The sequence below is a fragment of the Pseudomonas sp. ASL4 genome, assembly GCF_056680395.1.
Genome location: NZ_CM155280.1, coordinates 6,042,446 through 6,057,128 on the forward strand (window position 1 = coordinate 6,042,446; position 14,683 = coordinate 6,057,128).

At 59.0% G+C, this 14,683-nt stretch carries 12 protein-coding genes; 4 read left to right on the forward strand and 8 right to left on the reverse strand.

Going from position 1 to position 14,683, the window contains the following annotated elements:
- Nucleotides 1-87: 87 nt before the first annotated feature.
- From nirB to cobA, 4 genes are read left to right on the forward strand one after another with little or no spacing between them, the layout of a single operon-like run.
- On the forward strand, nucleotides 88-2,541 hold the full coding sequence (gene nirB / locus AC1MEW_RS27580; RefSeq protein WP_480424329.1) for a nitrite reductase large subunit NirB: 2,454 nt from the start codon (nucleotides 88-90) through the stop codon (nucleotides 2,539-2,541).
- Nucleotides 2,538-2,855, forward strand: coding sequence for a nitrite reductase small subunit NirD (gene nirD, locus AC1MEW_RS27585; RefSeq protein ID WP_201255919.1), 318 nt, complete (start codon nucleotides 2,538-2,540; stop codon nucleotides 2,853-2,855). Before nirB ends, nirD begins: the two co-directional genes overlap by 4 nt.
- The gene (locus AC1MEW_RS27590) at nucleotides 2,855-5,572 is read left to right on the forward strand and encodes a nitrate reductase (RefSeq protein WP_480424331.1); all 2,718 of its coding nucleotides are present in this window, start codon (nucleotides 2,855-2,857) and stop codon (nucleotides 5,570-5,572) included. Before nirD ends, AC1MEW_RS27590 begins: the two co-directional genes overlap by 1 nt.
- Before the next feature lie 10 nt (nucleotides 5,573-5,582).
- Complete coding sequence (cobA, locus tag AC1MEW_RS27595) at nucleotides 5,583-6,350, forward strand: uroporphyrinogen-III C-methyltransferase (RefSeq protein ID WP_480424333.1); 768 nt, start codon at nucleotides 5,583-5,585, stop codon at nucleotides 6,348-6,350.
- Nucleotides 6,351-6,462: 112 nt separating this feature from the next.
- Here cobA and AC1MEW_RS27600 read toward each other — a convergent pair whose 3' ends face one another.
- The 8 genes from AC1MEW_RS27600 to ppsA all read right to left on the reverse strand — a co-directional run bounded on the left by AC1MEW_RS27600 (nucleotide 6,463) and on the right by ppsA (nucleotide 14,543).
- Entirely contained in the window at nucleotides 6,463-7,512 is a 1,050-nt protein-coding gene (locus AC1MEW_RS27600) for an OmpA family protein (RefSeq protein ID WP_201202096.1), read from the reverse strand.
- Nucleotides 7,513-7,619: 107 nt separating this feature from the next.
- Nucleotides 7,620-8,210 (reverse strand): RNA polymerase sigma factor SigX, encoded by a 591-nt coding sequence (gene sigX, locus AC1MEW_RS27605; protein WP_163909195.1) that lies wholly within the window; start codon nucleotides 8,208-8,210, stop codon nucleotides 7,620-7,622.
- 87 nt (nucleotides 8,211-8,297) lie between these two features.
- Nucleotides 8,298-9,122 (reverse strand): mechanosensitive ion channel family protein, encoded by an 825-nt coding sequence (locus tag AC1MEW_RS27610; protein WP_054054005.1) that lies wholly within the window; start codon nucleotides 9,120-9,122, stop codon nucleotides 8,298-8,300.
- A gap of 2 nt (nucleotides 9,123-9,124) precedes the next feature.
- Complete coding sequence (locus tag AC1MEW_RS27615) at nucleotides 9,125-9,373, reverse strand: CrfX protein (protein ID WP_201202094.1); 249 nt, start codon at nucleotides 9,371-9,373, stop codon at nucleotides 9,125-9,127.
- A 63-nt stretch (nucleotides 9,374-9,436) separates the two neighbouring features.
- Complete coding sequence (locus tag AC1MEW_RS27620) at nucleotides 9,437-10,432, reverse strand: zinc transporter ZntB (RefSeq protein ID WP_201202092.1); 996 nt, start codon at nucleotides 10,430-10,432, stop codon at nucleotides 9,437-9,439.
- Nucleotides 10,433-10,471: 39 nt separating this feature from the next.
- A complete protein-coding gene (rraA, locus tag AC1MEW_RS27625) occupies nucleotides 10,472-10,963 on the reverse strand; it encodes a ribonuclease E activity regulator RraA (protein ID WP_322267849.1) in 492 nt (163 codons plus the stop codon).
- Between the two features lie 121 nt (nucleotides 10,964-11,084).
- Nucleotides 11,085-12,074 (reverse strand): alpha/beta fold hydrolase, encoded by a 990-nt coding sequence (locus AC1MEW_RS27630; protein ID WP_201202088.1) that lies wholly within the window; start codon nucleotides 12,072-12,074, stop codon nucleotides 11,085-11,087.
- 93 nt (nucleotides 12,075-12,167) lie between these two features.
- The gene (gene ppsA, locus AC1MEW_RS27635; protein ID WP_201255922.1) at nucleotides 12,168-14,543 is read right to left on the reverse strand and encodes a phosphoenolpyruvate synthase; all 2,376 of its coding nucleotides are present in this window, start codon (nucleotides 14,541-14,543) and stop codon (nucleotides 12,168-12,170) included.
- Nucleotides 14,544-14,683 lie beyond the last annotated feature (140 nt).

Below are 14,683 nucleotides of genomic sequence, written 5' to 3' on the forward strand. Positions count from 1 at the left end.
CGGGACGCCTTTTTTTGTTTGCGCAAAATTTGTCGAGCACGACCTGAAAGCCCTGATGAGGCGAGTCTGAGCTCCCCGGAGAACCTGATGAAAAAACTAAAACTGGTGATGATCGGCAACGGCATGGCCGGGGTTCGCACCCTGGAAGAGCTGCTCAAGCTGAGCAACGAGCTATACGACATCACCGTCTTCGGCGCCGAACCCCACACCAACTACAACCGCATCCTGCTCTCGCCGGTACTGGCCGGGGAGCAGACTTTCGAAGAGATCGTGCTCAACGACCTGGACTGGTACCTGAGCAACAACATCAAATTGCTGCTTAACCGCAAAGTGGTGGAGATCGACCGGATCAAGCGCCGCGTGATCGCCGAGGACGGCACCGAAGCCGAGTACGATCGCCTGCTGATCGCGACCGGCTCGACTCCGTTTATCCTGCCGATCCCCGGCAACACCTTGCACGGCGTGATCGGCTACCGCGACATCGCCGACACCCAGGTGATGATCAACACCGCAAAAACCCACAAGCACGCGGTGGTGATTGGCGGCGGCCTGCTGGGCCTCGAAGCCGCCAACGGCCTGATGCTGCGCGGCATGCACGTCACCGTGGTGCACATCGGCGAATGGCTGCTGGAACGGCAACTGGACAAAACCAGCGGCCAGTTGCTGCAAACCGCTCTCGAAGCCCGGGGCCTGCACTTTCGCCTCTGCGAACAGACCCAGGCCCTGCACGACGCCGGCAATGGCCGGGTTGGCTCGGTCCAGTTCAAGAACGGCGACATCATCCCCGCCGACCTGGTGGTGATGGCCGCCGGCATTCGTCCCAACACCGAACTCGCGGAAAAGTCCGGCATCCCGTGCAATCGCGGGATCCTGGTCAACGACACCCTGCAAACCTACGACCCTCGCATCTATGCCATCGGCGAATGTGCCAGCCACCGGGGTATCGCCTACGGACTGGTGGCGCCGTTGTTCGAACAGGCCAAGGTCTGCGCCAACCACCTCGCGCAACTGGGCTTCGCCACCTACAAGGGCTCGGTGACGTCGACCAAGCTGAAGGTCACCGGCATTGACCTGTTCTCCGCCGGCGACTTCATGGGCGGCGAAGGCACCGAGACCATCACCCTTTCCGACCCGATCGGTGGGGTCTACAAAAAACTGGTGATCAAGGATGACGTGCTGGTCGGTGCCTGTCTGTACGGCGATACGGCAGATGGCGGTTGGTATTTCCGACAGATCCGTGAGAATCACGCCATCGGCGAGATCCGCGATCACCTGATGTTCGGCGAAAACGCCTTGGGCGACGTAGGACATCAGGGCCAGGACAAAGCCATGAGCATGGCCGACACCGCCGAGGTCTGCGGCTGCAACGGCGTGTGCAAAGGCACCATCGTCAAGGCGATTCAGGAGCACGGGCTGTTCAGCGTCGACGACGTGAAGAAGCACACCAAGGCTGCCAGCTCCTGCGGCTCCTGTGCCGGGCTGGTCGAGCAAATCCTGATTAACACCGTGGGCGGCGCAGCTGACGTCAAACCGAAAAGCGAAAAAGCCATCTGCGGTTGCAGCGACCTTAATCACGGGCAGATCCGCCAAGCCATTCGCGAGCAACATCTGCTGACCATCGCCGACACCCTGGGTTACCTGAACTGGCGCACGCCCAACGGCTGCGCCACATGCCGCCCGGCGCTCAACTACTACCTGATTTCGACCTGGCCCGGCGAAGCCAAGGACGATCCGCAATCACGGCTGATCAACGAACGCGCCCACGCCAACATTCAGAAAGACGGCACGTACTCTGTCGTCCCGCGGATGTGGGGCGGCGTGACCAACCCGTCGGAGTTGCGGCGCATTGCCGACGTCGCCGACAAGTACAACGTGCCGATGGTCAAGGTCACCGGCGGCCAGCGCATCGACTTGCTGGGGATCAAGAAACAGGACCTGCCGGGGGTCTGGAAAGATCTGGACATGCCGTCCGGCCACGCCTACGGCAAATCCATCCGCACCGTGAAGACCTGCGTCGGCAGTGAGTTCTGCCGCTTTGGCACGCAGAATTCGACGCAACTGGGCATCGAACTGGAGCACGACCTGTTCAACATGTGGTCGCCGCACAAAGTGAAACTGGCGGTCTCCGGATGCCCACGCAACTGTTCGGAAGCGGGCATCAAGGATGTCGGAATTATCGGCGTGGACTCCGGTTGGGAGATGTACATCGGCGGCAACGGCGGGATTAAAACCGAAGTCGCCGAGTTCTTCGTCAAGCTGAAAACCGCCGAAGAAGTCCGCGAATACAACGGCGCTTTCCTACAGCTGTACCGCGAAGAAGCCTTCTACCTCGAACGCACCGTGCACTACCTGCAACGGGTCGGCATGGAACACATCAAGAAAGCCGTGCTGGAAGATCCGGAACACCGCAAGGCACTCAACGATCGCCTGCAATTTTCCCTGTCGTTCGAACAGGACCCGTGGAAAGAGCGCCTGGAACAGCCGCTGCTGAAGAAAGAATTCGACGTCATTCCCGTGAAGAACCTGGAGGTGCTGGCATGAACTGGCTGGATATCTGCGCACTGGAAGAAATCAACGCCCTCGGCTCGCGGATCATCGCCGGCCCGAAAGGTGACATCGCGATTTTTCGTACCAGCGACGACGAAGTTTTCGCACTCGATGACCGCTGCCCGCATAAGGGTGGGCCACTGTCCCAAGGCCTGATCTACGGCAAACGCGTTGCCTGCCCGCTGCACAACTGGCAGATCGACCTGCAAACCGGCGAAGCCCAGGCCCCGGACATCGGTTGCGCTCACCACCATACGGCGCGGGTCGAGAATGGCCGGGTGTTGCTGGCCCTGCGGGAAGCAGGCTGATGGACCGCCAGGTCACCGCCTCCACCTGCTGCTACTGCGGGGTCGGCTGCGGCGTGCTGATCGAGCATGACGGCGAGCGCATTCTCGGCGTCAGCGGCGATCCGGCCCACCCGGCCAACTTCGGCAAACTGTGCAGCAAGGGTTCGACCCTGCATCTGACCGGCGACCTTGCCGCCCGGGCGCTGTACCCGGAATTGCGTCTGGGCAAAGGCCTGGCCCGCAGCCGCACCGATTGGGATACCGCACTCGACCACGCCGCCAACGTTTTTGCCGACACCATTGCTGAACACGGCCCGGACAGCGTGGCGTTCTATATCTCCGGGCAATTGCTGACCGAGGACTACTACGCCTTCAACAAACTGGCGCGGGCGCTGGTGGGCACCAACAACATCGACAGCAATTCCCGGCTGTGCATGTCGTCGGCGGTGGTCGGCTACAAACGCAGCCTGGGCGCCGACGCGCCACCGTGCAGTTATGAAGACTTGGAACTGAGCGATTGCGTGATGATCGTCGGCAGTAATATGGCCTACGCCCACCCAGTACTTTTTCGTCGCCTGGAGGAGGCCAAATCCCACCGCCCGCAGATGAAAGTCATCGTCATCGACCCACGTCGTACCGACACCTGCGATTTGGCCGACCTGCACTTGGCGATTCTTCCGGGCACCGATGTCGCGTTATTCCATGGGATTTTGCACCTGCTGCTGTGGGAAGACTGGATCGACCGCGACTTCATCAAGGCCCACACCGAAGGCTTGGCCGAGTTGAAAAACCTGGTGCGCGATTACACCCCACAGATGGTTTCGCAGCTGTGCGGGATTGGCGTCGAGCAACTGCAGCAGTGCGCTGAATGGGTTGGCACTTCACCGAGTTTTCTGTCGCTGTGGTGCATGGGGCTGAACCAGTCCACCGCCGGCAGCGCGAAGAACAGCGCACTGATCAATCTGCACCTGGCCACCGGGCAAATCGGTCACCCCGGCGCAGGACCTTTCTCCCTGACCGGTCAGCCAAACGCCATGGGTGGGAGGGAAACCGGCAGTTTGTCGAACCTGCTGCCCGGTCATCGCGACGCCGCCAATGCCGAGCATCGCGCCGAAGTAGCGGCTTACTGGGGTGTTGAGCAACTGCCGGCAAACACCGGGCTTACAGCCATCGAGCTGTTCGAACAGGTGCGTAGCGGGCAGATCAAAGCGCTGTGGATTGCCTGCACCAACCCCGCGCAGTCTTTGCCGGATCAAAACAATGTGCGCGCCGCCCTGGAGGCCTGCCCGTTTGTGATCTTGCAAGAGGCCTTTCGCACCACCGAAACCGCAGCGTTCGCCGACCTGCTGCTGCCAGCCGCAAGTTGGGGTGAAAAGGACGGCACGGTGACCAACTCCGAACGGCGAATTTCCCACGTCCGCCAGGCCATTAGCGCACCGGGTGAGGCGCGATCTGATTGGGCGATCACAGTGGATTTCGCACAACGCCTGGAAAAACGTCTGCGCCCGGCACTGCCCAGCCTGTTTGCCTTTGACACAGCGGCGCAGGTCTTCGACGAATACAAGCAACTGACCCTGGGTCGGGATCTGGACCTGTCCGGTATCAGTCATGCCTTGCTTGACCGGATCGGCCCGCAGCAATGGCCCTTCCCCACCGGCGCCAACGAAGGCACGGCGCGGTTGTACCTGGACGGGATCTTCCCGACCGCCAGCGGCCGCGCGCAATTCGTCGCCGACCCGTACCGTGCAGCCAAGGAACAACGGGACGCTCGGTTCCCACTGACCTTGATCACCGGCCGCTTGCGCGATCAATGGCACGGCATGAGCCGCACCGGCACCGCCGCCCAGTTGTTCGGTCACGTCAGCGAAGCGGTGTTGAGCCTGCACCCGGATGAACTGCGCCGGCATCGGCTGCAACCGGGCAACCTGGTCAACCTGAAAAGTCGTCGCGGCGCGGTGATTGTGGCCGTCGGCAGCGACGACAGCGTGCGTCCCGGCCAAGCCTTTCTGCCGATGCATTGGGGTGATCGTTTTCTCAAGGGCGGCGTCAATACGATTACCCAACCGGCATTCGACCCGCTGTCGAAACAACCGGAACTCAAACACAGCGGCGTGCGCCTGGAACCGGTGCAACTGCCTTGGCACCTTTTCGCCTTGATCGAGGGTGATGTTCAACGACATGTTGAGACTCTACGACCACTCTGCGAGGCGTTTTCCTACGTTAGCCTCAGCCTGACAGGGCGTGAACGCCCCGCGCTGCTGATACGCGCTGCCAGCGCCACGCCACCCGAGGCGCAATTACTGCGTGATATCGATCAATGCCTGGGGCTTAACGATGGCCCGGTATTGGCCTACGACGACCCGCGGCGCGCTATTGGCAAACGGGTACGTATCGAAAACGGCCGGATCACCGCGATTCGCCTGGCCGGTGAAACCCTCGCCCAACACTGGTTGCAAAGCCTATGGCTCGAAGGCCGCGCCGACGACCAATTGCGGCGCTGGCTGCTGGCGCCATTGAGCGCACCACCGGGCAACGTCGACACGCCAGCCGCCGGCAACAAAATCCTGTGTAACTGCAAAAACGTCAGCCAAAGCGCGGTCTGCGCCGGCATCAGCCGTGGCCTGGATTTGCAGGGTCTGAAACAAGAACTGGGCTGCGGTACGCAATGCGGCTCCTGCGTCCCGGAAATCAAGCGTTTGCTGGCCGCCACTGCGCAGCCAGCCGCCGTCATCTCGTGAGGAAAATACGATGAGCGCAAAAGTCTGGCTGGTGGGTGCGGGTCCCGGCGACCCGGAATTGCTGACCCTCAAAGCTGTTCGAGCGCTGAGGGAAGCGGATGTGGTGCTGATCGATGACTTGGTCAACGACGCGGTTCTGGAGCATTGTCCTGATGCCCGAATCATTCCCGTCGGCAAGCGCGGCGGCTGTCGTTCCACACCTCAAGCCTTCATTCATCGGTTGATGCTGCGTTATGCCCGCCATGGCAAATGTGTGGTGCGACTGAAGGGAGGTGATCCGTGCATTTTTGGTCGCGGCGGCGAAGAGGCGCAGTGGCTGCGCGAGCATGGGGTCGAGGTGGAATTGGTCAATGGCATCACCGCTGGACTGGCTGGCGCAACGCAATGCGATATCCCGTTGACTTTGCGCGGTGTGGCACGCGGTGTGACGCTGGTCACCGCCCACACTCAGGACGATAGCAGCCTGAACTGGCGAGCCTTGGCCCAGGGTGGCACGACGCTGGTGATTTACATGGGGGTGGCGAAGCTGAGTGTGATCCGCGAGCAATTGCTGGCGGGCGGAATGGCGATGGATACGCCGGTGGCGATGATTGAAAACGCTTCACTGCCACATCAGCGGGAGTGCCGCAGCGACCTGACAGCCATGGAAGCCGATGCCCATAGCTTCGAACTCAAGAGCCCGGCGATTTTGGTGATTGGAGCGGTGGCGGCTCGCGATGAGATCAAAAGATCGCAGCCTGCTGCAGCTCCTACATGGGTTCGGTGTACGGCTCTGTAGGAGCTGCCGAAGGCTGCGATCCGTTGGAACACCGCTCAATCCAGACTGAAATACCAAATCGCAGACAAAGAAAAGCCCGGCCTAAGCCGGGCTTTTCAGCGCTACAAACTAATTACTTAGCTTGAGCTTCAACCTTCGCTTCTACGCGACGGTTAACAGCGCGACCAGCTTCAGTTTTGTTGTCAGCAACTGGGCGGGATTTGCCGTAGCCAACAGACTGAACGCGGGATGGCGAAACACCGTACTGGTTGGTCAGAACTTGTTTAACGGCGCTTGCACGACGCTCGGACAGTTTCTGGTTGTAAGCGTCAGGACCGACGGAGTCAGTGTGACCTTCAACAGTAGTGGTGGTGGATGGGTACTGCTTCATGAAGTCAGCGAGGTTCTTGATGTCAGCGTAGCTGTTAGGCTTAACGACCGACTTGTTGAAGTCGAACTTAACGTCCAGCTCAACACGAACAACTTCAGCAACTGCAGGGCAGCCATCAGCGTCAACAGTTACGTTGGCTGGGGTGTTCGGGCACTTGTCAACGTTGTCGCAAACGCCATCGTTGTCGCTGTCGGTGCAGACTTCAGCTGGAGCTGGAACTGGAGCAGCAGCAGGCTTGTTGCCGCCACCGAAGTTCACGCCCAGACCAACGGAAGGAGCGTAGTCCCAACGGCCGTTGTCCAGTTTGTAGTCAGCTTCAACGCCAGCACGGGCGAAGAAGTTTTCGGCGAAGTAGTACTTAACGCCAGCGCCAGCAGTCAGGAAAGTCGACTGGTCGCGACCGGTGTGGCCGTCAGCGGCTACGTTGGTCAGGCTGCCGTGTTTAACGCCGCCTTCAACGTATGGGCGCAGAGCGTCACCAGCGTTGTTGAAGTGGTACTGAGCGGTCAGACCAAAGTTGTCGCCTTTGATTTTCTGGCTGCCAGTGCCGTCGTTCGAACGGGTGTGGTTGTTGGTGTCGTAGCCGAGGTTAATCGACACGTCGTCGGTCAGGAAGTAACCGATTTTGGCGCCTGGGTTGAAGCCGTTTTCGACGTGGTCAACACTGTCGTTATACTGCTTCTTGTAGTTAAGCTCGCCTTCAACTGCGCCTTGGCCTTGTGCCAGAACGCCGAACGAAGTAGCGGCAATAAGAGAACCAATGGCCAAGCCCAAGGTGTTTTTCAGTTTCATCCGTTAAATCCCCATCTGGTGATTGTAAAGCAGTCCCTCAAACCGGGGGACAACTCGGCGGCAAGTCTATCAGAACTTGCCTACACGTAAGAGATATTTGCGCTGAACTAAGTTTCAGCAACGCCTGCAAATTTCTCACGTAATTTATCTAGAGCGCGTTTGTACCGCATTTTTGTAGCACTCAAACCCATGTGCATGATGTCTGCGATCTCCTGAAATTCCAGCTCTGCGACAAATCGTAGCACCAGAATTTCACGGTCAATCGGGTTCACATACACCAGCCAGCGATCGAGTCCACCCTTGTCCTCTGGTTTCGGCGTCTTTTCTTCAGACGCTTCCTCGAGGGGGTCCAGACTCAAAGCGTCCATCAAGCGACGCTTTCGCCGCTCCTTCCGATACTGCGTGATGCATTCGTTGTACGTGATGCTATAGAGCCATGTCTTGAACTTCGATTTCCCCTCGAAATTCTTCAGGCCGTACAACACCTTCAACATCACTTCCTGACAGACATCATCTGCGTCGCGATCGTTCCCAAGATATCGTGCACAAACGTTAAATAATGTTCGTTGGTAACGCCGCATCAGTTCTTCATAGGCGCGTGTTACGTGAAACAGCTCGGTATGCGAGCGCGCGACCAACTCCTCATCAGAGAGCTCGCGGGGGTCGTAGCGCGTGGAGAGCGATTGAGCTTTATTCAAAACAAGTCGGGCCGACAGTCAGGTCAATGTCCGCCGCAGCCCTTTCAGGGCATTTTGCGGCGGCATACATTAGCAGGGTTTGCCGGGTTAGCGGCTACTCACATGCTGCTCCAGGAGAATCCGATTGGAGAGAGAGACTAGCTCACCCTCATCGGTCAGCAATGTGGTTTTAACCGTGCCGATCTCTTCGATCTGGCCTTCGACCTCGCCAACACGCACTTGTTGCCCAACCTGATACAACTCTCGCACATAGATTCCCGCAAGAATCTGACCGGCAATTTCCCTGCTTCCCAATCCCATTGCCAGCGCAACCGCCAGACCAACGGTAATCAATACGATCACAATTACATGGTTCAGCAGGTCAGTCTTGACCTCCAACTGGCTGATCGCAACCGACAAACTGATAATAATCACCAGGCCCTGGGCAATTCGCCCCAGGCCCGAAGCGTAATCCAGCCCTACGCCCTCTGCTGCACCGCGCACCAGCCCGTTGGCCAGTTGCGCCAGCAAAACACCCACCAGCAACACCAGCGCGGCGCCAAATACCTTCGGCAAATACAGCGCAAGCATATCCAGCGTAGCTGAAACTCTCTCAAGTCCAAGGGATTCTGCGGCGGACACCAAGAAAATCAGCAAAACGAACCAATAGACGATTTTGCCGATCAGGGTCGAAATCGGCACTTGAAGGCCGGCACGGGACAGTAATTTGGTCAAACCGGTACCGCCCATCAGGCGATCAAGGCCCAACTTGGCGAGCAATTTGGACAGCAAGGTGTCCAGCAGCTTGGCCACGACAAAACCCAACAGCAGCACAACCAGTGCGCCGAACAGGTTCGGAATGAAATTCGCAACCTTGGTCCACAACGCGGTCATTGCAGTGACGAGGCTCTGAGTCCAGAGATCAAGTTCCATATTCAATCAGCCTTATCAGCAGTACGAACGGTAGGTTTACGGTGACGGGAAACCGGCGTGACGTGGGCCGATCCATTGTTCACGGCAATCATCAGCGCGGGCAACCAGCGGCCCAGCAGGCTGAACAGATCGCCAGCGCCGACCTGGCGGTTGGCGGTTTTCAGTACACGGCCAAGGCACGCATCGTCGTCCCGAGTGGACGGAGATGCCTTGAGCATGTCACGTAAAGACTGTTCAAACGGATCGTGCATACGCACCTCTCGTGATGTCTGTGAAAGACGCGATCAAATTTGCCGGGGTCACATGGCTCATCATCACACCCAGCGCAAACGTCGGAATAACCACCACTGACCGACCGCTACCGAGACCATCATCAGGCAGGCAATCAAGAAGCCATACGGGTTGCCGGAGAACGGAATACCGCCAACGTTGATACCCAAAAGACCGGTCAGAAAACTCATCGGCAAAAAGATCCCGGTGATGATCCCGAAGCGGTACATCGTGCGGTTCATGCGCACGCTCAAACGCCGGTCTTCGGTCTCGAGGACCAGCCCCACTCGCTCGCGGGTCAATTCCAGCTCTTCGAGATATCGGGTCAGGCTGTTGTTCAATTCGTTCCAGTAATCACCGTCGTCTTCGACGAACCAGGGTAGTTTTATACGCGTCAGCTGACCAAAAATATCCCGCTGAGGTGCAAGGAAACGTTTCAGCCCGGCTGCCCTGCGACGGATCTGCAAAATGGCGCCGTGTTCGGGTGTATACCGTTCGTCGGCATCCAGTTTTTCTTCTTCCTCATCGACGATTTCCGAGAGGCAAGTGATCAGATCCTGGACCTTATTGGTCAGGTACTGAGCCATATAAAGGATGAGTTCGGAGGCGGTTTTCGGTCCCTTGCCTTCCGTAAGCTGCACCAGCAATTCGTCGGTGGCGCGCAACGGGCGCAAACGCAGCGAAATAACCCGCTGGGCCGCGGCAAAAATGCGCACCGAGACCATGTCTTCCGGCTCGGCACCGGGGTTCATGTTGATCCCGCGTAAAAATAGCAGCAGCTCGCTGTCGGAAAGCTGTAAAAGCCGAGGTCGGGTGTTTTCTTCGAGCAACAGGTCACAGCTGAACTCAGTCAGACCGCTGGATTTACGCAGCCAGGTCTGGGTTTGCGGATGACTGCGATCCCAGTGCAGCCACAGGCTTTCATGGGCCTGCAACTGCAAGTCATCGAGCTCAGTTCGGGCTATCGAACGCGCACCGCCTTTACCGTCCAGCACCAGGGCATGCACCAGCCCCCACTGCGCGTTTTCTTCCTCGAACATCCTCACCCCGTTTTTGCCACAAAAATTCGCATCGATGCTTTATTCAGGCATCTTCAGCGGGCTTGGCGAGATAATCACGCCGTTGTTGTCCGCATAAATGTAATGACCTGGATGGAACGTCACGCCGGCGAAGGTCACTGAAACGTTAAGGTCGCCGAGCCCGCGCCTGTCGGACTTCCTCGGGTGACTCGCGAGGGCCTGCACGCCCAGATCGGTCTGCGCGATGATATCGACGTCGCGGATACAACCGTAGATCACCAGCCCTTCCCAGCCGTTTTTCGCGGCTTTTTCAGCCAGCATGTCGCCCAACAACGCATGGCGCAGGGAACCGCCACCGTCGACCACCAGCACCTTGCCATCACCCTTGAGCTCGACCTGCTCCTTGACCCGCGAGTTGTCTTCGAAACATTTGATGGTCACGATTTCGCCGCCGAACGAATCACGGCCGCCGAAATTGCTGAACATCGGTTCCAGCACCTGCACCAGCTCCGGATAGGCGTCGCACAGGTCAGGCGTAACGTAATGGTTCATCGAGAAACTCCTGTAAAGAGGAAGACAATCGAGGATGTCGCAAAGTGACCGAAAAAGCGCAATGCGTCATATCTTAGCCGCAAGCCGACCAGAGCGAAATGCCCTTGTTAGAGCATTGGGCTCAGACCGCCGTGGCCAAATCCGGCTTTTCGCCCAGCAATGGCGTCTGTTGATCGGCCAACCAGCGAGCCACCAATGGCCAGGTTTCAGCCTGGGCGGCTTTGCTGACTAGCATTTCAACATGACCGAAATTGTCAGCAAAGCCCTGCTCGCGCCCCAGATTGATGAACTGCTTGTGCTCGGAGCCGAGCTGATCGAACAGTTTACGGCAGGCCCAGGCCGGGTCCTGATGATCGCCAGCCGCGCTCACGGCCAGTACCGGCAATTGAACTTCGGCCAAACCGGCCCACCAGTCCTTGTCGGCATCGCCAAAGCGCCCGAACAGGCCGTACCAGCGCATGCTTTCCAGGGCCAGGCCAATCGGCTCGTCCTCCGGGCCGCGCTTGAGCCGTGAACCGGACAACTGGGCAAAACGCTTGAGAATAAAGCGCCCGCTCCACTCGACCGGCGGGATTTTCAGCGGCCAATAGGTGCGGCTGACCTGCGTGCCGAAAAACGCCGCCGAAGCCACCACCGGCTCGCCGATGTATTGACCACCCAACGCGGCGGCCAGGGTAATGCCGCCCAGCGAGTGACCGATCCAGTGCGGGACCTGGCCACTTTGCTCGCGCACGAACGCACCGATGGCCGGCAGATCGTAACGGGCGTAGTCGGCGACGCGGTTCTTGCGGTAGTTCTGGTTGCGCTGGGACAGGCCGTGACCGCGCATCTCCGGGATCCACACATCGAACCCGAGCCGCGCCAGATACGCCCCCAAACCCAAGCCTTTGGGCGAATACCAGAACCGGCGATTGGAAAAGCTGCCATGAAGCAAAATGACCGGTACGCCGCGCGCATCCGTGCCATCCGCCATGCCGAGGCGCGTTACCGCCAGCTCGACAGTACCGTCAGGGCTATTGGCGGGTTTCAATCGATACACGTCTTCGCTCAGATCGCCGCGCCGCTCGGCGCTGATCAGGGCGACAGGAAATAGGTTGCTGCTGCTTTGCATAATGCTCTTGCACAAAAAAGGGCGGCATCCGGAGGAGCTCGCCCTACTTGAATCAAAAGAGGCCGGTCAGTGACCGGCCTCTTCACTCACCGATCAAGCCTGCGCTTGACCTTCAGCCAGGAAGAACCAGGTTTCCAGTACGGAATCGGGGTTCAGCGAAACGCTTTCGATGCCCTGCTCCATCAGCCATTTGGCGAGGTCCGGGTGGTCCGAAGGACCCTGACCGCAGATGCCGATGTACTTGCCAGCCTTGTTACAGGCCTGAATCGCGTTGGCCAGCAGCTTCTTGACGGCCGGATTACGCTCGTCGAACAAGTGAGCGATGATCCCGGAGTCACGGTCCAGCCCCAATGTTAGCTGGGTCAGGTCGTTGGAGCCGATGGAGAAGCCGTCGAAGAATTCGAGGAACTCTTCAGCCAGGATCGCGTTGGACGGCAGTTCGCACATCATGATGATGCGCAGACCGTTCTCGCCGCGGGCCAGGCCATTTTCGGCCAGCAGATCGATAACCTGGCTCGCTTCGCCCAGAGTACGGACGAACGGCACCATGATTTCAACGTTGGTCAGGCCCATCTCGTTGCGTACGCGTTTGAGCGCGCGGCATTCGAGTTCGAAGCAGTCACGGAACGCTTCGCTGATGTAACGCGAAGCACCACGGAAGCCCAGCATCGGGTTTTCTTCTTCCGGCTCGTAGAGCTTGCCGCCGATCAGGTTCGCGTACTCGTTGGACTTGAAGTCCGACAGACGCACGATGACCTTTTTCGGGGTGAACGCAGCGGCCAGGGTACTGATGCCTTCGACCAGCTTATCGACATAGAAGCCAACCGGATCGTCGTAACCGGCAATGCGCTTGTCGACGCTGTCCTTGATGTCCTGGGGCAGACCGTCGTAGTTCAACAGTGCTTTAGGGTGCACGCCGATCATGCGGTTGATGATGAATTCCAGGCGGGCCAGGCCCACACCGGCGTTCGGCAGTTGCGCGAAGTCGAATGCACGGTCCGGGTTGCCGACGTTCATCATGATCTTGAACGGCAGATCAGGCATGGCATCAACGGAGTTTTTCTTGATGTCGAAGCCCAGTTCGCCTTCGAAGATGTAACCGGTGTCGCCTTCCGCGCAGGAAACCGTCACGCCCTGGCCGTCTTTCAACAGCTGGGTGGCGTTGCCGCAACCGACTACGGCCGGGATCCCCAGTTCGCGAGCGATGATCGCCGCGTGGCAAGTACGGCCGCCACGGTTGGTGACGATGGCGCTGGCGCGCTTCATGACCGGTTCCCAGTCCGGGTCGGTCATGTCGGAAACCAGTACATCGCCGGGCTGGACTTTGTCCATCTCGGACACGTCCTTGATGATGCGAACCTTGCCGGCGCCGATGCGCTGGCCGATGGCGCGACCTTCAACCAGCACGGTGCCGGTTTCTTTCAACAGGTAACGTTCCATGACGTTGGCCTGGGTACGGCTCTTCACGGTTTCAGGACGGGCCTGAACGATGTAGAGCTTGCCGTCGTCGCCGTCTTTGGCCCATTCGATGTCCATCGGGCACTTGTAGTGCTTTTCGATGATCATCGCTTGCTTGGCCAGCTCGTTGACTTCGGCGTCGCTGAGGCAGAAACGCGCACGATCAGCCTTGTCCACGTCGATGGTCTTGACCGACTTGCCGGCCGTGGCCACTTCGCCGTAGATCATCTTGATGGCTTTGCTGCCCAGGTTACGGCGCAGGATGGCCGGGCGACCGGCTTCAAGCGTTTGTTTGTGGACGTAGAATTCGTCCGGGTTCACCGCGCCTTGTACGACGGTTTCACCCAGGCCGTAGGCGCCGGTGATGAACACCACGTCACGGAAGCCCGATTCGGTATCGAGGGTGAACATCACGCCGGCCGTGCCGGTTTCGGAGCGGACCATGCGCTGCACGCCGGCCGACAGGGCGACCAGCTTGTGGTCGAAGCCCTGGTGAACACGGTAGGAAATGGCGCGGTCGTTGAAGAGGGAGGCAAACACCTCTTTGGCGGCGCGAATGACGTTTTCGACGCCACGGATGTTCAGGAAGGTTTCTTGCTGACCGGCGAAGGAAGCGTCCGGCAAGTCTTCGGCGGTAGCGGAAGAGCGCACGGCCACGGCCATGTCAGGGTTGCCGGCCGACAGCGTGGCGAACGCAGTGCGGATCTCGGCGTTGAGCTTCTCGGGGAACTCGGCTTCCATGATCCACTTGCGGATCTGGGCACCGGTCTTGGCCAGGGCGTTGACATCATCGACGTCCAACGCGTCGAGGGCGGCATGGATCTGATCGTTCAGGCCGCTCAGTTCCAGAAAATCACGATAAGCCTGAGCTGTCGTGGCGAAGCCACCGGGCACCGATACACCGGCACCTGCAAGGTTACTGATCATCTCGCCCAGGGATGCGTTCTTGCCCCCCACATGCTCTACATCATGGACGCCGAGCTTATCGAGGGAAACTACGTACTCTACCAAGGTGATCTCTCCACTAACTGTGTTGGAAAAGCTCAGAAGCCGGCGGCTCGGGGGAGCGTTTGCCGACTGTATGGCCTGGACCTGGAAAATAAGTGAGAATGCGGGCCACTGGCGGCCGGCAAATCGCGCCTATCATATCC